Genomic DNA, 15589 nt, shown 5'->3' with positions numbered 1-15589 from the left:
GTTACACCATTGCTGGGCCGATGATGCGCGAACGCAAGCGCAGGAATTCCTTGCCGTAGGCGGTCAAATAGAGATCGCCGTCGGCAGTCGCCTGGTCGTAGTCAGGGGCGCTGACTGCGTAGCTGACCGACTCATCGCCAACGGACTTGCTGGCCACTTGAGCGCCGGGAGTGGGGATGGAGCCGGCCTGCATCTGCTGGCTCTGCATCTTGCGCTTTGCCAGCGAGTGGGCTGCGTAGGCAAACATGCCGCGCTGCTTGATCGACCGAACGGGCTTGCTGTAGCTGCCCCAGCGCGGGCCGGTCTCGTTGTCCGCATCCTGCAGGGCGATCAGTACTTGGCCAGCTGACCAGGCAGTGACGTCGCTGAATTCGGGATAGGCCGCGCGGAACGCGTCCATCACGTCGGAAGTGATGTCCATGGGGCATCCTCGTGAATGGGGCCGAAGCCCCGACCATCACAGGCCGTCAAAGTACGCGGCAGCCTTGGGAATACGCCATTCCACACCACCGGTACGGCAGATGGCTGGCACCTTGAAGTTGATGTTGTCGGCGGTGGCCGGGGCCAGGAAGCGCAGAGGCATCACGTCGTGACCTTTCACGACGCGGATGTCCTTCTTGTACACGACAAGGCGCTTGGAACCGTTCTTGCCAGCTTTTTCCAGCAGCACATCCCAATCGAACGTCATGTTCGGGAAGTTCTGCTGCAGGAACATCAGGAAGGTGTAGTTGCTGGCGTTGCCGGTGTTGATCAGGGTGCGTTGCAGCAGCTGATGCGTGCTTGCAGGCATTACGAACATGTTCGGCACATGCACGGTGTTGGTGTTGGTCAGGAACACCTGGTTGTAGGCGTTGGAGAAGATGTCCAGAACGCCCTGGGCATTGCCTGCAGCTACCAGCGAGGCAATGGTGCCAGTGGTGTCCAGGCGCGGCACGTTGCCGCCGGTGTACAGGCCTTCACCAACCGCCTGGGTCTTGCCGTTCGCGCCGGCTACCAGGCCGCCCTGCAGGTAGATCTGGTTCAGGCCTTTCTCGACGCCCTCGCGTACAGCGATGGCGCGCTCGTTGTCCACGTTGATGCCATTGAGCTGCGCAAAGCCCAGCTCCTCGATGCTGTACTCGTAACCCAAGGCACCGGTTTGGATTTCGTGGAAGCCCATGGTGGCCGCGATTTCAACGGTGGGCACGTCAGTGGACTTTGGACCGAACAGCTTCATCTCGCCGCGGCTGTTGACCGAGCGGAAGCCGACGACCTGTGCCCAATCTGGGGCGCTGTTGTCCAGCGGCACCAGCTGGGTGTACTTGTACTGCGGGTATTCCTGGCGGTACACCTCGGCCTCGATGTAGGCCGCTTGCTGAGTCAGGAAGGACAGAGCAGCGGTCGGATCGGTGTCGAAGGTGCTCATGCGTGCGGTGTTTTTCATGTGCTCGGGTCCTTGTTACACGCCAGAGGCGCTGAAGATGCCGTTGAGTTCGATCCAGCCGATAGCGCCGGCGGTCACGTCGTCCTTCCAGCGGAGGAATTGAATCGGGACGCCGTCACCGGTGGAGAAGCGGCCCAGGTTGTCGCCGGCCGCGCTCACGACGCTGACGACATCACCAGCCAGCGCGCCGTCCACGCACATGACGCGAATAGCGCCATTGGTCATGAAGGACAGGTTCTGGCCCGCCAGGTAGCCGGCGGTGGTGACTGGGTACACGCTGCCGTACTGCGGGGTTTGAACGCTGTTGCCGGTCAGGGAGCGGACCGAGATGCCCAGCAGATCCCAGGCATTGGAGTCGGTTGCCCAGGGCAGGATGTCGCCAGTGGCTGGGTCGCGCACCACGGCACGGCCGAACGCGATATCCGCGCCTGCCACACCGCTGGAGACGCGGCTGATCTCGATGGTACCGATCTGGCCTTCGTAGGCATCGCCGCGGTAGTAGTCGAACTGGTCTTGTGCAATAGCCATTACTTGGCCTCCTGTACGCCGTAGCGCTTATCGAGGAACGCCTGATAGTCGGCGTCACGGGTTTGCTGAGCGGTGGTCCCGCCTTTGGGCTTGGCGCCCGCAAGATCCTTGGCCAGGCCATTCAGCGAGTCGTTCGCCTTCTGTTTCTTGTCTTCCTCCTCGTCCTCGTCGTCTTCCTTGCGCTCCATCTCGGCATCGAAGAACGCCTCGATGTACGCAGGGGAGGCATCAGCCCATTTTTCGGCCTTGCGGCACTTCACGCCGGCCGCTTCCAGGGCCTCGGCCTTGATCGCGATGGGGTCGCAGCTGTCAGTGGTGAACTCCTTGCCTGCCAGGCGTACTGCGGAGTCGCGCGCCGCCAGCACCAGGGTCACGCGCTCAGACAGCGCCGAGTCGCTGGCCTTGGCCTTCAGGGTGGTGAGTTCGCCGTCGAGCGAGTCGCGAGTGGCTTCAGCCTTGTCGGCGCGGGCCTTTTCAGAGTCCAGGGTGCCAACGAGCGAATCGATAGCCTTCTGGATGATGGTCTGGGTGTTTTCGTCCGGGACCTCAACCGTGGCGCCGTCGAAGAGTTTTACCTTCGGCATTTCGTGTTCCTTCTGTGAGTCAAAGATGCGGGCGCCATGGCCTGCGCGGGCTTTGTCGCAGATCGCGACGTGGTTCACGCCGATGCCCGACTGGATGAAGTCGTAGGCCTCGCCGGAGGGAGTGGTACCTGGCTGGTAGTCGTACTCGGCTTCGTAGCCGGCGCTGAGCTCTGCTTTTCCTGAGTCGATTGCCTTGATGGCAAAGCCGTCCTTGATCAGCAGGTCGACCTCTACCCAGGAAGGGTCTTCAGGGGCTTGACGGCCTTCGCTCATCACATGGCCCACCGAGGTGCCCATGTAGTTCTCGGCGCCGACGAAGTCGCCCGGGTGCTCGACCGTGATGTCGGCATTGTCGTAACTGGCCAGCGATATCGGATCGAATACCGACTCGGGAGGCCGGTAGACGCGCATGACGTCCATAGGCTTAAGCTGCAGGCCGAACTGCCTGTTGATGGCCTGGTAGTCGAACTCAACAGCGCGATAGTCCTGAACGCCGACCCGGGCAACCCGGCCGGGCACCTTGAGGTAGCCGTTGTCTGTGAACTCGCGGCGACTGCCCAGTGAGGCGTTCTTGTCTTGAACCCTGAGTTTCATACTTGAATTCCAGGCAGAAAAAACCCCGCATCAGCGGGGCTCAGTAATCGAATCCCTCTATCTGAGGGGTGTAGGTGCATCGACACTTGACGTGGCATCGACCGGGGAACAGGCCTTTCTGACCCTTCCAGGTGGCGCCATCAACCAACAGATAGACGCCCGGTCCGTAACCAATGTCCTGCTGGGCAATCCCGAAGCAGCTGATCTTGGCGTTTGGGTAAAGGCCAGCAGGGTTGCCGCTGACGCGCTCGTCCTTCGATGTGGAGTGCTTGTAGCGGGTGATACCGATATTCAGCATCCGCCGGCGCTCGACGTCGCTGTTGACCTTGTTCATCTGGTCGGCGGCGATGAGCTTGGCCCGGCGGGCGCTGACGCCGACCTTCTCCTGCAGCTGCTCCATCATCGGCTTCAGCGCGATGCCCTGGGCATATCCATCAAGGATGGTGCGCTCTACGTCGCTGAAGAACTCCTGCGGGATGGTCTTGATCAGGGCCACGTTGCTGGTGACCATGGCGTCGATGTAGTCGTTGACGCCCTCGCTGGTCATCAGCTTCTCGGCGTCGATCTTGACCGTGCGGCGCAACTCCTTGACCACATGCTCGTCGGCTTCATCGGCGGCCATCTGCACTGCATGCAGGGCGATCTCCTCTGCGGGGGAGTCGATCACCCGGGGCTTCCTGCGCTTCTTGCTGGGGGCCGGCTTGCTCTTGGGGCGGTACGCACTGCCGCGCAGGTCGATGGTCAGGAACATGTTGGCCGTCGAGGCGATCAATTCGACCAGAAGGTCGGAATAGCTCGCATCCTCGGTGATCAGCTTCGGCTCAAGGCTGTGGGCCTCCCACGTCAGCCTGAGCCTCGGCACGATCCGGTCGCGCACGGCTAGGGCCATGGCATCGACCAGATCAAGCAGGCTTCGCCGGTACGCCGCTTCAGCCTTTCTCGTCGGCCGGATCACCGCCCGCGATTGATACGGGCTCTCGGTCGGCTGCTTCGCCAGCTGCTTGGGCATCGTGGTTGGCCTTCATCTGGTTGATCACACCGTCCGGGATATCGAACTCGCCCGAGGCGTTGAGCTTCTGCATGACCAGGTAGGGAGGCACGCCTTGCTGGATACGCAGATCGTCGGCCTGGGCGTTGGTGTTGCGGGTCTGGGCCAGCTCCAGGCCGTCAGGCTGGTCGAGCGGCTTCCATTGGAACTCGTAGTCGTCGGGGTATACGCCGAGCGCGGACCTGACCAGCACCTGGTCGACCTTTTCCATCACCTGGCGGTACGGGCCTTCCTGCTTGCCGCGCAGGCCGTTGTAGTAGTTGTTCATATCGCCGGCGCCAGAATCGCCCAGGCCTTTCGCCTGCACACCCCACAGCCGGGTCATGGGGATGTGAGCAGCGCCGGAGATCCACGTCATCAGAACGGTGAGGATGTCGCCAAGGCCGCTGAATGAGACGCCCTTGCGGTCGAACACCTCCTTGCTGTCGAGCAGGGCCAGAGAGTGGGCAGACTTCATCAGGTTGAAGATCTTGAACCGGTCGATGGTTGCCTTCTCGGTGTCGCCGGCGGCAAGGGCGCTTTTCAGTCCCTCCACAGTCACCGTATCTACGTTGGCCGTCTGGATCAGCTTGGCAATGCCGCCCTTCGACTCCACGACATCCTTGAGATCCTCAAGGCAGCGGCGCATCTCGCTGTCGTCCCACATCCCGTTGAGCTGTCGAAGGCGCATTGGCAGCATGGCGCCCGGCATGCGGACGACGTGGGAGTAGTGAATACGCTGCGCACCACCATAAAGCAGGTAGTAGTTCGGCAGCATGTAGTTCTCGGCCAGGATGTCCGTGTAGTTCCAGTCCTGGCCGCTGATGTACATGCGGTCGATGACGCGCACAGCTTTGAGCGATCCCTTCTTGATGCGCTTGAGGTTGAGCGGTTTGGCCAGGTCTTGGTCGGTGATCAGCACCATCACGGCGCCGCCGTAGAGCCGGGCCCACTTCACACCCTCTTGGAAGCGCTGTTGGATGCCCAGACGCTTCTCCTCGGCCATGATCAGGTCTGCACCTTCGTGCTGGAACTCGCGCCACTCGCGGGTCGCGTCATCCACAGGGATGTCGATGATGTCGCGGGCGATCCAGTTTTCCGAGTAGGCCGCCTCGTACTGGACGAAGTCCTGATAGGTGCCGAACTGGAAGCTGGCCCCTGTGCGACTGTCGCGGCCAGTGCCCAGTCCGGTGTAAAGGTTTACCAGGCCGTCACGCGTGACCATGCTGAGGCCGCCGGACCTGTCCAGCTTGTACCGGGGTTTCTGAGCTTTCATGGATTGCCTGCTGGTTACGAGGTGACGCCAGAGGCGGCAAGGAATGCTTCGTAGGTGGCGTCCCAGGTGCCAGAGGCACAGAACACCACGGTGATGTCGGAGACCATCGTGGGCTGGATCTGCTCGACGAGGATCTTGTAGCCCTCGCCGTACATGTTGAAGGCGTCGTAGGACTTGATGGCCGCCTCAAGAGTGGTGGCCACGGCCGACAGCCTGCGGCGCTTGCCGGTCAGAAACTCTTCAGTGGGCGCCCAGTAGATGTACCAGTTGTCCTGGCCTTTCCAGTCCCAGCCGTTGGTCATGTTTCCTCCGGGCGAAAAAAAAGCCCTTTCGGGCTATGAATCTGGTTTCCAGTCCGGCTTGGGCCGCCGGTTGAAGTCGTCGAGGTAGCCACCGAGGAAGCATTTCTGCTTGAACTCGATCATGCGGTCTCCGGCCATGCGGCGCGGAAAGTCGTCAGACCCGAACAGGCCGTGGCACGGGTAACTCCACTGCGTGGTGTGCAGGGCCACGTCCGGGTTTGCGTCCTCGTACAGCTCAATGGTGATCCTGAAGCTCTTCGGTTTCACAGCCATGATTGATAGTCCAGATTGCCGCCCTCAATGAGGTTATCACTGATGGCATCCATCCAGGTATCGACGATGTCGTCGTTGTCGTGGCTGTCGTCGGCGCTGAAGGTCGCGAACTCGGCAAGCGCGGTGGGCACCCAAGCGGTGGAACCAGCAACGGACCCATCGGCGTACAGGGCGTGCGAGATTCGCTCCCCCTGCTCGTCGTAGGTGGCCGGGATGAACACCTTGCCGGTCTTGATCTGAGGCACCACGTTGAGCGCGCGCACCAGCTTGTTCTGCCCTTCGCCCCGGGGGATCTCCTGTATGGGGATCTCCTTGCGCTTCTTGAGCGTGGTGATCAGTCCCTGGCCGGCCTGCTTGTCCTCGATGCCCATGTGCCGGATCGGCATTGGGCGGCGCCGGTCGTAGGGCTTCCAGCGGTCCCACAGCTCGATGGCCTTCTGGAGCAGGTCTTCAGGGTCCCACTTGCCGCGCTCCACGTCGAGGATGTAGAGGTTGCCGTCTACCCCCATGCCTACCAGGGTGAACACGGTGTAGTCGTTGTAGTCGTTGACCTTGCCGCTGTTGGTGTCCACGTAGATCGCACGGTACTGCAGGTGCGGTGCCCGAGTGTAGGTGCCGAACCAGTCCGTGTTGAAGATGCCGCCAGTGAGCAGCGCGGGCTTCTGCTGGTACTGGGAGGTGAACGTGTAGTTGTCCCGCTCCCATAGCGCGACCAGGTCGCCTACGTGCTCCATCTCTGGCCAGTATGACCAGTAGCGCACACCGCCCACCTCAACCGAGTCGGTGTCCTTGATCGTGTTCCAGCACTTGGTGCGCCAGGGCTCGGGCAGGCTGTCTAGGTACGCCTGATCGATCAGGGCCGGAATCCAGATGTGCGAGAAGTCCAGGCCCATGCCGCCGGACATCATGAATCCAGTGGCGTCATCGGTGTGCAGGCGCTGCTGGATGCTCACCACCGGGGTGGCATTGTCCTTGGACTTGTCGCCGCGCCGGGAGCGGATGGTGTTGGTCAGCATGAGATTGGCGCTGTTGCGCTTCGTCTCGCTGAACATATCCACCGGTTTGTTGAAGTCATCCAGCAGGATGCAGCCGGAGAACAGAGGGCCGAAGTAGCCACCCCGGCCGCCAGTGATCTGGCCGCCGGCCGATTTCGACACGGTCTGCCCAATGGAGCGGCCCTTGTCGTCGACAATCTCCCACTCTTCCGCCTGATTGACCCCAAAGGAGCACGGCCAGAGGGCCTGATAGGGCTCGCTGGCGATGATGTCGCGGGTTCGGCGAGAGTTGCGCTTCACCAGGGTGTCGGCGTACGAGACGTTCAGGTTGCGGAAGCGCTTTAGCTTTCCATCGCGCACCAGGGTGTTCACGTACGCGGGAAGGTGGACGGAGAAGAACTCTGTCTTGGTGCCGCCTGGCGGGATGTTGATGATCAGGTTGCGCGGCTGCAGCGTGCCGGCGATCAGGTCGTCAATAGCCTGGGCCATGTACTCGTGATGCCAGTTGACCAGCAGCCGGTCGCCTTGGATCAGCTCGAACCAGATACGGGTGAACGAGAGGAACGAATCGAGCGACATATCGGCAATCGCCACGCGCTCAGGGAACTCAAGGTCTTCCCATTCGAGGATCGCGCTCATGCTCAGGCCTTCTGGTTCATTCGCTCCTGCAGGGCCTGCCGGGCTGCGTGGTAGTCATCCGAGGTGTAAGCCACCTGGATAGGCGCGCCGTCCTTGCCTGTGTGCTCAAGCTGCTGCTTGTTGGTGTAGGCATTGCCCACTTCCTTGGCGGCCTGCTCGAGCAACTGCGCTGCAAGGGCCATGTTCTTCACGGTCTCGGCGCGCGAGGCCATCCGGTCCAGCATGCGCAGGCGGTATGCACGGTTGGCTATCGGGATGTCCGCAGTCTCCTCGCGGAATCGCTTGCGGGTATCCTCGAACAGCGTCACCCATTTGGCGGCCAGCGAACGACCAGCGTGCTTGGTTGGGTTGTACAACTCGCACTGCTGGCGGGTCGTCTCGATGCCGAATTGCTCCTTGACCGCCGAGACAACTTGGCTTGGCGTGTCGAAGCAGGCAAGCGCCTGCACGATGAATGCTTTGACCTCGTCACGTAATACAGCCATAGGGCCTCACAGCGTCAATGCGCAGTCAATGTCAGGCCGACTTGAGCAAACAGGTGCCGCAGGCCCTCGCGATGTTGATATGTGCCACCTCAGGCGGCTTGCTCGCAGCGTCTATCAGCTGCTGCACACCCTCTCCCGCCCCGTAACGCCGTACCACGCCGACGAACTCTTCAACGTCGTGGCCACGCAGGGTGAGGCTTGGCAAGCCGTCTTGGGTGAACTTCGGCTGCCCGTGCTGATCGACCTTCTGCGCGATGTGATACAGCTCGTGTTCGACCAGCGCGCAGAACTCAGCGTCCGAGCACTGGGAGCAGTAATCGGCGGCAAGGGTGATCAGGAAGTCCGGTATCTCGCCGAACCAGTCCAGCATCTGTTGCTCTTGCCGGGCCTTCTGCCACCCGCCGGCGCGGAAGGCGACTTGTTCAGCCTGGCCAAGCACGGTGCGACCCTGCTTCTCGAAACAGGCGGATGCCCACATGAAGCGGATAGACCCATCGACCAGGTGCGCATGATCAGGGTTGTGGAGGTCCCCTTCCTCGCTTAGGACTTGGGATTGCACCCATTCCAGAACTTCCGGTGCGGGCTGTAGGCGAGTCCCGAGCATGCTCAGCTCAGCCAGATCGACCAGCAGGTCGGGAGGCATTGGCTTGCGCATGACACCCTCCTACACGATCCCCTCGACAATCTGCCGGCGGACCTCGTTGATTTTGTCCAGGTGGTAGTGCTCGCGCACGTGCTCCGCAAGCTGCTGGCCACGTTCGGCGCGGTAGCCTTCGTCGTGCATCAGGCGATCGGTGCACTCGCGCCAGTCGTGACTGTCAGATGCGAAGTCCACCACCCCATAGTCCGTATGGTTCAGGTACGGGTGAACGTCCGATACCACGATAGGGATGCCCTTGGCTCCGGCCTCAAGCACCTTGAGGTTTGACTTGCACCGGTTGAACTCGGTATCCACCAGAGGGGCCAGCGCGATGGCATGACCGTCGTACAGGCTCATGTAGCTGTCGATCGGGGTCTCAGGCTTGTAGCTGACCTCTGGACCGAATAGCGCCTCGATCTTGCGCCACTCCTCCCGCTCAGGGTTATGCCCGGCGATGGTCAGGGCGCGCTCGTCGATGTGGCCTGCGAATAAGGCCATATCGTGCCGGTGCGTGGTGCCCGCGACGTAGACCATGGCGCGGTCGCTCATCGTGTCCTGAGACAGGGTGAACTGGCCCTGGTCGAACGGCAGCGCGTTGGGAAGCACCTCCACCCGCTTGGCATATGGCTTCACCGCCTGGGCAAGCGCATCGTTGGTGCACGTCACGAGGTCGGCGAGCTGCAGTGACTGCTTGATGACCTCAGCCACGTTGTGCTTCTTGAACATCTCGTACATCACGTGCTTCGGACCGACGTCGAAGTGGTCGTCGATATCGCAAATGATCTTGATGCCCGCCTTCTTCATCGCCATCAGCGAGTGAATGCCGTGGGATGGTTGGCGGTTGAATACGAACACCGGAGCCTTTGGCTCAGCCTTGAGCTGGCCGTAGGGCATGATGATCCGGTGGAAGTCGCATGAGGTGTGCGGGCGAATGTCCAGCATGAGGTTGCCGCGGCGGGCCACCGGGTTGATCGAAGCGTTCATTGGCCATCCTGATCAAAGGGGTAATAAATCTGCTCGCCGTCGAGCTCTGCCTGGAGGATCGGCTCATTGACCTTGATGTAGGCGCCCTTCTCTTCCTGGGTCAGGTTCTGCAGAGAGCTATCCCCGTAGACGTCCTGGGAGTGGATGAACCCCAGCGTCCTGATCGGGGACGGGAACCCCGACTTGTTCCCGGCCAGGCCCGAGCGCAGCGCCCGAAACGTGTAACCGGTGTCCTCATGCCCGTAACGGGTGTAGCGGGTGTTGTAGAAGCCGACCTCTTCCAGCAGCTTGCGGGTGTACATGGCGAACTGGACCAGCATGCCGTTCCAGTAGATCACTTCCCCATCAGCGCCATTCATCCCGGCATTGAAGATGTCCGGCAGCCCGAAAAGGTGGATTCCCGTCTTACGGTGCTGCTCGATAAAGTACGCCTCCCAGCCAGTCCGGGTCGGGTAGCAGTCATCGTCGAACACAAAAAAAACGTCGCACCCGTCATCGCTCAGGGCTTTGAGCACCTGATTGCGCGCATGGGCTGGGCCCTTGCGGTCAATGTCGGTGTAAACGTGCAGGAACGAGTCAGGAGCCAGCTTGTAATCTTGAATCGGGCGCACACCCATGGTGATAACCCCAACGCCGACCTTCATTGCTCATGTCCTTGGTACGGAAAAGAAACGCCCGGCGCGGTGCCGGGCGGCGAATCAGGCCAGCGACTTCAGGAAGGCGATGCCTGCCTTGATCTCGGTGACGGTTTCCAGGCCGAACTTCTCGATCAGGTCTTCCAGCTTCTCGAGCGCCGAAGGCTCGTCAGCGACCGGAGCGGAAGCCTTCAGAGCTTCAGCCTCTACAGTGAAGTCCAGAGCGGAGGTGACGGTCGCGTCGGTGATCGAGGTTGCGGTGATGGTGGCACTGCCTGCAGCGATGGCGGTAACCAGGCCGTTGGCATCCACGGTCAGAACGGTGCTGTCGCTGGAGGCGTAGGTGGATGCTTCGCTGGCGGTCAGCTGTGCAGTGGTGCCCACGGTCAGAGTGGTGGAGGTAGCGGTCAGGGTCATGGTCTTGGCCTCTTTCGTGAAAAGCCCGGAGAACCAGGCGCGGATGGATGTGATTACGGTTTTGATGCTCATGGGTGATCTCCCGGCGGCGGCCCTTGCAGCTTCGATTGCTGAACCACGCGGGCAACGGCCACAGCGCAGCTCAGGCCCATGTTCACGCAGGCGAACACAAGAGGGTTCACCGCGCCCTGGAACACCGACCAGGCGGCAGCCGCGGCATTGAGCACGGCGCCGGCGGCAGCGATCTGCACGCTGCTCATTCGCCAGCACTTGCGCCATTCAGGGATGAGCTTCATTGGGCGTGACCTTCGCGGAGGGCAGTTTTTCGAGGCTTTCGGCATATTTCTTCCACCTGGCGGCGTCGTTGAGCGCATCGCGCAGGCGTTTGGATTCGGGTGGGGCGTCACACGAATGGCTGGTTATGCGGTAAACCGTCGTGTGGGTTTCGACTGGTTTGGGGGTGATCGTCGGCTTCTGGGTGCACCCGGCAAGCAGGAGGACGATCAGCAGGCGTTTCACTTGGGCCGTCCGCTCACGATGTAGGACTTCAGGCTTTCGTTCAGGGTGTTCACCTGATACACAACGCCTTGAAGCGTCATACGATTGGAGTCAGTCAGCTTCTCGTTGGAGTCGAGGCGGCGGTCGATGCCATCCACGCGCTGAACCATCACGGCCTGATTGGTCTGGTAGGTGCTGAGTTGATTGCTGATCGAGTTCAGGATCAATCCGCAGTACCCCAGAATCCCAGTCAAGGCCCAGCCCATGACGTTCTGGGCAATTGGGGAAAAGAACCTGGAGACGGCGCCTTCGTTGGTGCGCGATGGGTCAGTCATAGGCCAGGTCCATCCGAATAAAAGGGCCGCGGGGAGACGGCCAAGGTGTCGCAAGGAGCAACGAGGGAAATTTGAGGCCCTAATGAGGGCCAGTATCTGCATTTGAAAACGGCCACCAGGGCGGCTTTCAGATGGAGACAAAAAGCCCGGCACTTGGTCCGGGCTTTTTCTATTCCAGGCGCAGTCAGCAGGGTGCGAGGCCGTAGCTCTCGGGCAACGGCTTGGCCGAGGCCATCACGAAGTGGTTGCTGGATGCGCGCAGGTTCGACTTCAGGGCTTCATCGGTTCTTTCGCCACCCGTTCGCCACTGTGCCAGGGTCAGCTCCAGGCGGGCAGCCGAGGTGCTGTAGAAATCACCGATGGAGGCCAGCACGCGGGCCACGGTGAACGCCGGTTGTTCCACGCGCAGGCCGTCGGCGAAAGCGGACATGCCGAAACAGGCACACAGTGCCAAGGCGCAGTACTTGAGGTATCGCATCATCATGGGAGAGCTCCAGGTATGGGAAGGACCGCGGCTGCGGGCACTTGGCGTTGGTTGGCTGGTTGCGAGGGCTCGATTCGAACGAGCGATCTCCGGCTTATGAGGCCGGCGAGATAGGCCACTTCTCCACCACGCAAAAGCAAACAGCCCCTGCAGCACTCCCAGCTCGGAGCAATGGGTGTGGAGGGGCTGAAAACGACAAAACCCCGCACGATGGCGGGGTTCTGGTGAGAGGTTTTTGCCAGAGGCAAAACTCTAATATGGCGAAATGATGCCTTCAGCCGAACAAATGGTCAAGGGTTTATTCTGACTTTATTTCAAACTTACATTCGAGGTGTGTAATTCGCGGCTCAGGACTATCAGCCTCTTGTGGTTTTAGTGGCTCGGTAACGGTGTAAATACGCAATTTATCAGCCTTGTCAGCCTCAACTGGGGTGAAAGAAGACGCGGCGGTGTTCTCGCCCTCCCCCCTAGCTTGCCAGCCGACCCAGCAACCCTGGACGTATGAGTCGGAGTAACCATCGGCTATTGTTCGCTCCAGACCGTTGTGATCAAGCCAGCCGTATGGCTCATGGCTTACGGACAGGAACCATTCCTCAAATTCGTCCCGAACCCCACTCATGCCGCCTCCTTCATCTCGTTGATGCACCGGGATACCGGGACCAGTGCCGCCTTGTCCAGATCATTGCATGCATTGAAGCAGGCGACAACAAAGGGCTCCCAGTCCCTGGCCCAGTTCTCGGAGGCCAGCTTCACCCCATGCTCTTGCAACAGCCATCCCCGGAACGCCTCAGGGGTCGGCAGCGGGTCCAGTCCTTCGCTCTGGCCACCCTGGTGCATGCGGCGGTACCGGAACAGGACGGCAATGGCAACGTGCCGCGCCCGCTCGAACTTCTTGGCCATCATCTTCGGGCCGGCGTTGTACGCCCCCAGGAACACCAGCTCCTCCGCCTCCTCCTTCTCGTCGATGCTGGCCATCGGGCTGTACATGAAGTTGCCGAAGGCCTGCAGGTGGCCGGGCAGCGTGGCAATGGCGTGCTGGATGCGCGCCGATATCGATTGGTGCATCGCGTGCCGGCTGTTCACCATCTTCTCGGTCTTCTGCACGGAACATCCCAGCAGGCCGATCTGTTCTACGTGGGCGCCCTGGCTGTCCCATGGGGTGTAGTAAGCGTCATGCCAGCAGGCCCTGGCAGAATTGAGCTTCATCATGCCGCCACCCTCCGGTCGGTGTACCAGATCTTGCCAAGCTGAATGGCGCTCACCGTGGCCTGCGAAATACCGAAAAGCTCAGCAACATCGACCTGCCGAAGCCGACCGCGACAATATCGAATTTGCTCTGCCTCCTCGTATGTCAATGCGAACTGGCACTTGCCATTCCGGGAGCGATCGCCGCAATTCTCCACATGAGAACCCCAACGAAGATTCTCCAGTCGGTTGTCAGACTTCACGTCGTTCCTGTGTAGGCCCTCCATCCCGTCAGGGCACGGCCCAACAAACGCTTCGAGCACAATGCGGTGCAGGTGAAGGGTTTTCTGAGCGCCTTCGACCCAAAGGGTCAGGTGGTAGTAGCCATTGCTCTTAATCGTTGGCTTTAGAAGGCGAGCCGGAGCAACTTTCTGGTGTCCATGCTTGTTCACGAATACGCAGGCCAGCCGGCGCACCTGGCCATCAGTCGACACTTCGTGAGTGCTCTCGAATCCGCAAACCGGAGCCCAAGCCAGGCGTGCGCTGTTCAGTTTCATCATTCCCCATCCCCCATTGCAAAATTCACTTCCGATCCTTCAGCCGCTGATGCAGCCTCAGGTTTACGCAGAACAGGCCACAGATGGCCGCGCACATCACGACAAGGGCTAGCTCAGCCATTGGTTGGGCGCTCCAGGCAGAACCAGGCGAAGACAGCGACCATCACCACGATGCGGAACAGGTCTACCAGGTCAGTGAAGTTGTTCATGCGGCCTCCTTCTTCAGGTCGCGGAGCTTGGCCCGGTACTCGGCGGTGATGGCCTTGAGCTCGTCGATGGTGTGCTTGCGCGGTTCGTGGTCGGCCTCCAGGGCCTCAACAGCCACTAGGCCGATGCGCTCGATCAGGCCCTCACGGAAGCCCTGCGAAACGCTTTGGCCCTTGCGCGCGTACTTGGACGACCCGGCATTGCACCCTTTGCACTGCAGCCAGATGTTGGTCGGCTCCAGGCGCAGCTCTGGCCGGGCGCCCTTGCCGAGGAAATGACCACCATCCCAGGCCCCGCCGGTCTTCCAGCCTTGGGCGTCCTGGACCTCATGCTGAGTCGCACCGCAACTGATGCACCCGCTGCCAATCGACAGTTCAAAGGTGCGCCGGTAATCCCGGACGGCCTTTTCGGCTTCCTGCACGAAGTCGCTGCGGCTCTTGAGCTTCTCCTTGCGCTCCTTGATCTCGCGGCGCTCGCGGTCGGCGATGGCCTTGCGGGCCTTCGGCATGCTCACGTCCTTGGTTGCCAGGCCACAGGCCGGGCTGCACACCTTCTGCCCCAGGCGGCGCCGGTCCGGGACGAACGAGGCCCCGCACGCCTGGTTGATGCAGGTCTTGGGCTTCGGCTCCTTCCGGGTCAGAGGCATGGCTCGGCCTCCTTGGCTTTCTGCTGCTCGGGGGTGAAGTCGCCGCGCAGGGGCATGAGGTGTTGCTCACAGATCTGCGCCCAGCCCTTTCCCCCGTAATCAGATCCAGACTCAAAATCGAAGCGGTCAGAAAGGCACACCCAAGAGTGGCTATGGGACGTGTTTACATTCCCGCGCGTTTCGCCTGGCCCCATGTAGATATCCCCTGGCGCCACCCGCTGATGCAGTTCAACTACAACCCCAATGAACTCCACCACCACCCGCACGCTGACGATCAGCGCCAGATCCCCCGGCTTGAATTGATGACTCACAGCAACACCCCCTGATGCAGATCCGCAGGCGTCCAGGTCGAGGTGTAGGCCAGGCAGCCGAAGGTCTCGAAACGGACCAGGGCGCGCTTGAGCGCTGGAAGGAATTTACGAATGTTCATGCTGCTGTCCTCCGGCGCTCGCCGTAGATGGCCATCATCAAGTCGTCTGGGTGGGGCAACAGGAGCTGCAGGTGCTCGGCGCAGTAGGCGTCCAGCAGTTCGAGGTAGATGGTCATCTGCACCGTAGTGAACTTGCGGGTCTTGGCCCGGCCGACCTTGAACGCGGCGCCGTCTGGCAGCTCCACGCGGCGGACCTCGGACGGCCAGAGCTTGGCCACCAGGATCTCGTGCCACTCTTCGCTGCTGGCAAACTGGCCGTAGGAGTCGCGCAGGTGGTTCTGGATAAGGCCGTTCCACATCCACAGCAGGCGGTTCTGGGCTTCGCTGCGCTTGTTGCGGGTCTCGCTTATGGAGACCTTGCGCGGCTTGCTCAGGTCCACGTGCTCGATGAAGCTCATGAGCCGGCGGCGGTCGGATTCGGTGCGTAGGGAGTGGTCAGTCATGG

At 61.2% G+C, this 15589-nt stretch carries 25 protein-coding genes and 1 tRNA gene; all 26 read right to left on the bottom strand.

The genetic code is table 11. From position 1 onward, the window contains the following. Nucleotide 1: 1 nt before the first annotated feature. The 26 genes from ACWKWX_RS12960 to ACWKWX_RS12835 all read right to left on the bottom strand — a co-directional run bounded on the left by ACWKWX_RS12960 (nucleotide 2) and on the right by ACWKWX_RS12835 (nucleotide 15587). The gene (locus tag ACWKWX_RS12960; protein ID WP_483827927.1) at nucleotides 2-421 is read right to left on the bottom strand and encodes a DUF4054 domain-containing protein; all 420 of its coding nucleotides are present in this window, start codon (nucleotides 419-421) and stop codon (nucleotides 2-4) included. A 36-nt stretch (nucleotides 422-457) separates the two neighbouring features. Then, on the bottom strand, nucleotides 458-1423 hold the full coding sequence (locus ACWKWX_RS12955; protein ID WP_483827926.1) for a major capsid family protein: 966 nt from the start codon (nucleotides 1421-1423) through the stop codon (nucleotides 458-460). Between the two features lie 15 nt (nucleotides 1424-1438). Continuing rightward, entirely contained in the window at nucleotides 1439-1951 is a 513-nt protein-coding gene (locus tag ACWKWX_RS12950; protein ID WP_483827925.1) for a structural cement protein Gp24, read from the bottom strand. Beyond that, a complete protein-coding gene (locus ACWKWX_RS12945; RefSeq protein ID WP_483827924.1) occupies nucleotides 1951-3129 on the bottom strand; it encodes a DUF2213 domain-containing protein in 1179 nt (392 codons plus the stop codon). Before ACWKWX_RS12945 ends, ACWKWX_RS12950 begins: the two co-directional genes overlap by 1 nt. 40 nt (nucleotides 3130-3169) lie before the next feature. Beyond that, nucleotides 3170-4138, bottom strand: coding sequence for a hypothetical protein (locus tag ACWKWX_RS12940; RefSeq protein WP_483827923.1), 969 nt, complete (start codon nucleotides 4136-4138; stop codon nucleotides 3170-3172). Continuing rightward, on the bottom strand, nucleotides 4059-5432 hold the full coding sequence (locus ACWKWX_RS12935) for a DUF1073 domain-containing protein (RefSeq protein ID WP_483827922.1): 1374 nt from the start codon (nucleotides 5430-5432) through the stop codon (nucleotides 4059-4061). The genes ACWKWX_RS12940 and ACWKWX_RS12935 overlap by 80 nt, the downstream gene beginning before the upstream one ends. Nucleotides 5433-5446: 14 nt before the next feature. Beyond that, nucleotides 5447-5734 (bottom strand): hypothetical protein, encoded by a 288-nt coding sequence (locus ACWKWX_RS12930; protein ID WP_483827921.1) that lies wholly within the window; start codon nucleotides 5732-5734, stop codon nucleotides 5447-5449. A gap of 33 nt (nucleotides 5735-5767) precedes the next feature. Beyond that, nucleotides 5768-6007 (bottom strand): hypothetical protein, encoded by a 240-nt coding sequence (locus tag ACWKWX_RS12925; protein ID WP_483827920.1) that lies wholly within the window; start codon nucleotides 6005-6007, stop codon nucleotides 5768-5770. Next, on the bottom strand, nucleotides 5998-7641 hold the full coding sequence (terL, locus tag ACWKWX_RS12920; RefSeq protein ID WP_483827919.1) for a phage terminase large subunit: 1644 nt from the start codon (nucleotides 7639-7641) through the stop codon (nucleotides 5998-6000). Before terL ends, ACWKWX_RS12925 begins: the two co-directional genes overlap by 10 nt. A gap of 2 nt (nucleotides 7642-7643) precedes the next feature. Beyond that, nucleotides 7644-8126 (bottom strand): DUF2280 domain-containing protein, encoded by a 483-nt coding sequence (locus tag ACWKWX_RS12915; protein ID WP_483827918.1) that lies wholly within the window; start codon nucleotides 8124-8126, stop codon nucleotides 7644-7646. 31 nt (nucleotides 8127-8157) lie between these two features. Next, entirely contained in the window at nucleotides 8158-8781 is a 624-nt protein-coding gene (locus ACWKWX_RS12910; RefSeq protein ID WP_483827917.1) for a putative metallopeptidase, read from the bottom strand. Between the two features lie 9 nt (nucleotides 8782-8790). Continuing rightward, nucleotides 8791-9750, bottom strand: coding sequence for a glycosyltransferase family protein (locus tag ACWKWX_RS12905; RefSeq protein ID WP_483827916.1), 960 nt, complete (start codon nucleotides 9748-9750; stop codon nucleotides 8791-8793). Then, nucleotides 9747-10394, bottom strand: a complete 648-nt coding sequence (locus ACWKWX_RS12900) for a hypothetical protein (protein ID WP_483827915.1) — start codon at nucleotides 10392-10394, stop codon at nucleotides 9747-9749. Before ACWKWX_RS12900 ends, ACWKWX_RS12905 begins: the two co-directional genes overlap by 4 nt. Before the next feature lie 54 nt (nucleotides 10395-10448). Next, complete coding sequence (locus ACWKWX_RS12895) at nucleotides 10449-10874, bottom strand: Ig-like domain-containing protein (RefSeq protein ID WP_483827914.1); 426 nt, start codon at nucleotides 10872-10874, stop codon at nucleotides 10449-10451. Further along, entirely contained in the window at nucleotides 10871-11098 is a 228-nt protein-coding gene (locus tag ACWKWX_RS12890; RefSeq protein ID WP_483827913.1) for a DUF7940 domain-containing protein, read from the bottom strand. The genes ACWKWX_RS12895 and ACWKWX_RS12890 overlap by 4 nt, the downstream gene beginning before the upstream one ends. Beyond that, nucleotides 11082-11321: a hypothetical protein gene (locus ACWKWX_RS12885; protein WP_483827912.1), complete on the bottom strand. Its 240-nt coding sequence runs from the start codon at nucleotides 11319-11321 to the stop codon at nucleotides 11082-11084. Before ACWKWX_RS12885 ends, ACWKWX_RS12890 begins: the two co-directional genes overlap by 17 nt. Further along, nucleotides 11318-11635, bottom strand: a complete 318-nt coding sequence (locus ACWKWX_RS12880; RefSeq protein ID WP_483827911.1) for a hypothetical protein — start codon at nucleotides 11633-11635, stop codon at nucleotides 11318-11320. The genes ACWKWX_RS12885 and ACWKWX_RS12880 overlap by 4 nt, the downstream gene beginning before the upstream one ends. A 184-nt stretch (nucleotides 11636-11819) precedes the next feature. Further along, the gene (locus ACWKWX_RS12875; RefSeq protein WP_483827910.1) at nucleotides 11820-12119 is read right to left on the bottom strand and encodes a hypothetical protein; all 300 of its coding nucleotides are present in this window, start codon (nucleotides 12117-12119) and stop codon (nucleotides 11820-11822) included. Nucleotides 12120-12175: 56 nt separating this feature from the next. Further along, nucleotides 12176-12252, bottom strand: a tRNA-Met gene (locus ACWKWX_RS12870). A 165-nt stretch (nucleotides 12253-12417) separates the two neighbouring features. Beyond that, nucleotides 12418-12738: a hypothetical protein gene (locus tag ACWKWX_RS12865; protein WP_483827909.1), complete on the bottom strand. Its 321-nt coding sequence runs from the start codon at nucleotides 12736-12738 to the stop codon at nucleotides 12418-12420. Continuing rightward, nucleotides 12735-13328 carry a hypothetical protein gene (locus tag ACWKWX_RS12860; RefSeq protein WP_483827908.1) on the bottom strand — a complete coding sequence of 198 codons (594 nt, stop codon included), beginning with the start codon at nucleotides 13326-13328 and terminating at the stop codon, nucleotides 12735-12737. The genes ACWKWX_RS12865 and ACWKWX_RS12860 overlap by 4 nt, the downstream gene beginning before the upstream one ends. After that, nucleotides 13325-13864, bottom strand: a complete 540-nt coding sequence (locus ACWKWX_RS12855; protein ID WP_483827907.1) for an NUMOD4 motif-containing HNH endonuclease — start codon at nucleotides 13862-13864, stop codon at nucleotides 13325-13327. Before ACWKWX_RS12855 ends, ACWKWX_RS12860 begins: the two co-directional genes overlap by 4 nt. Nucleotides 13865-14066: 202 nt before the next feature. Beyond that, nucleotides 14067-14714, bottom strand: coding sequence for a recombination protein NinG (locus ACWKWX_RS12850; protein WP_483827906.1), 648 nt, complete (start codon nucleotides 14712-14714; stop codon nucleotides 14067-14069). After that, a complete protein-coding gene (locus ACWKWX_RS12845; RefSeq protein ID WP_483827905.1) occupies nucleotides 14705-15025 on the bottom strand; it encodes a hypothetical protein in 321 nt (106 codons plus the stop codon). The genes ACWKWX_RS12850 and ACWKWX_RS12845 overlap by 10 nt, the downstream gene beginning before the upstream one ends. Next, the gene (locus ACWKWX_RS12840; protein ID WP_483827904.1) at nucleotides 15022-15144 is read right to left on the bottom strand and encodes a hypothetical protein; all 123 of its coding nucleotides are present in this window, start codon (nucleotides 15142-15144) and stop codon (nucleotides 15022-15024) included. Before ACWKWX_RS12840 ends, ACWKWX_RS12845 begins: the two co-directional genes overlap by 4 nt. Further along, complete coding sequence (locus tag ACWKWX_RS12835) at nucleotides 15141-15587, bottom strand: recombination protein NinB (protein WP_483827903.1); 447 nt, start codon at nucleotides 15585-15587, stop codon at nucleotides 15141-15143. Before ACWKWX_RS12835 ends, ACWKWX_RS12840 begins: the two co-directional genes overlap by 4 nt. Nucleotides 15588-15589 lie beyond the last annotated feature (2 nt).

Source organism: Pseudomonas imperatae, from assembly GCF_057128625.1.
This window is presented reverse-complemented; position numbering and strand designations above follow the sequence as displayed.

What these genes read in the sequence shown, in the direction of transcription:
- ACWKWX_RS12960 (WP_483827927.1), bottom strand. Translation starts at nt 421, where the DNA reads ATGGACATCACTTCCGACGTGATGGACGCGTTCCGCGCGGCCTATCCC.
- ACWKWX_RS12955 (WP_483827926.1), bottom strand. Translation starts at nt 1,423, where the DNA reads ATGAAAAACACCGCACGCATGAGCACCTTCGACACCGATCCGACCGCT.
- ACWKWX_RS12950 (WP_483827925.1), bottom strand. Translation starts at nt 1,951, where the DNA reads ATGGCTATTGCACAAGACCAGTTCGACTACTACCGCGGCGATGCCTAC.
- ACWKWX_RS12945 (WP_483827924.1), bottom strand. Translation starts at nt 3,129, where the DNA reads ATGAAACTCAGGGTTCAAGACAAGAACGCCTCACTGGGCAGTCGCCGC.
- ACWKWX_RS12940 (WP_483827923.1), bottom strand. Translation starts at nt 4,138, where the DNA reads ATGCCCAAGCAGCTGGCGAAGCAGCCGACCGAGAGCCCGTATCAATCG.
- ACWKWX_RS12935 (WP_483827922.1), bottom strand. Translation starts at nt 5,432, where the DNA reads ATGAAAGCTCAGAAACCCCGGTACAAGCTGGACAGGTCCGGCGGCCTC.
- ACWKWX_RS12930 (WP_483827921.1), bottom strand. Translation starts at nt 5,734, where the DNA reads ATGACCAACGGCTGGGACTGGAAAGGCCAGGACAACTGGTACATCTAC.
- ACWKWX_RS12925 (WP_483827920.1), bottom strand. Translation starts at nt 6,007, where the DNA reads ATGGCTGTGAAACCGAAGAGCTTCAGGATCACCATTGAGCTGTACGAG.
- terL (WP_483827919.1), bottom strand. Translation starts at nt 7,641, where the DNA reads ATGAGCGCGATCCTCGAATGGGAAGACCTTGAGTTCCCTGAGCGCGTG.
- ACWKWX_RS12915 (WP_483827918.1), bottom strand. Translation starts at nt 8,126, where the DNA reads ATGGCTGTATTACGTGACGAGGTCAAAGCATTCATCGTGCAGGCGCTT.
- ACWKWX_RS12910 (WP_483827917.1), bottom strand. Translation starts at nt 8,781, where the DNA reads ATGCGCAAGCCAATGCCTCCCGACCTGCTGGTCGATCTGGCTGAGCTG.
- ACWKWX_RS12905 (WP_483827916.1), bottom strand. Translation starts at nt 9,750, where the DNA reads ATGAACGCTTCGATCAACCCGGTGGCCCGCCGCGGCAACCTCATGCTG.
- ACWKWX_RS12900 (WP_483827915.1), bottom strand. Translation starts at nt 10,394, where the DNA reads ATGAAGGTCGGCGTTGGGGTTATCACCATGGGTGTGCGCCCGATTCAA.
- ACWKWX_RS12895 (WP_483827914.1), bottom strand. Translation starts at nt 10,874, where the DNA reads ATGAGCATCAAAACCGTAATCACATCCATCCGCGCCTGGTTCTCCGGG.
- ACWKWX_RS12890 (WP_483827913.1), bottom strand. Translation starts at nt 11,098, where the DNA reads ATGAAGCTCATCCCTGAATGGCGCAAGTGCTGGCGAATGAGCAGCGTG.
- ACWKWX_RS12880 (WP_483827911.1), bottom strand. Translation starts at nt 11,635, where the DNA reads ATGACTGACCCATCGCGCACCAACGAAGGCGCCGTCTCCAGGTTCTTT.
- ACWKWX_RS12875 (WP_483827910.1), bottom strand. Translation starts at nt 12,119, where the DNA reads ATGATGATGCGATACCTCAAGTACTGCGCCTTGGCACTGTGTGCCTGT.
- ACWKWX_RS12865 (WP_483827909.1), bottom strand. Translation starts at nt 12,738, where the DNA reads ATGAGTGGGGTTCGGGACGAATTTGAGGAATGGTTCCTGTCCGTAAGC.
- ACWKWX_RS12860 (WP_483827908.1), bottom strand. Translation starts at nt 13,328, where the DNA reads ATGATGAAGCTCAATTCTGCCAGGGCCTGCTGGCATGACGCTTACTAC.
- ACWKWX_RS12855 (WP_483827907.1), bottom strand. Translation starts at nt 13,864, where the DNA reads ATGATGAAACTGAACAGCGCACGCCTGGCTTGGGCTCCGGTTTGCGGA.
- ACWKWX_RS12850 (WP_483827906.1), bottom strand. Translation starts at nt 14,714, where the DNA reads ATGCCTCTGACCCGGAAGGAGCCGAAGCCCAAGACCTGCATCAACCAG.
- ACWKWX_RS12840 (WP_483827904.1), bottom strand. Translation starts at nt 15,144, where the DNA reads ATGAACATTCGTAAATTCCTTCCAGCGCTCAAGCGCGCCCTGGTCCGT.
- ACWKWX_RS12835 (WP_483827903.1), bottom strand. Translation starts at nt 15,587, where the DNA reads ATGACTGACCACTCCCTACGCACCGAATCCGACCGCCGCCGGCTCATG.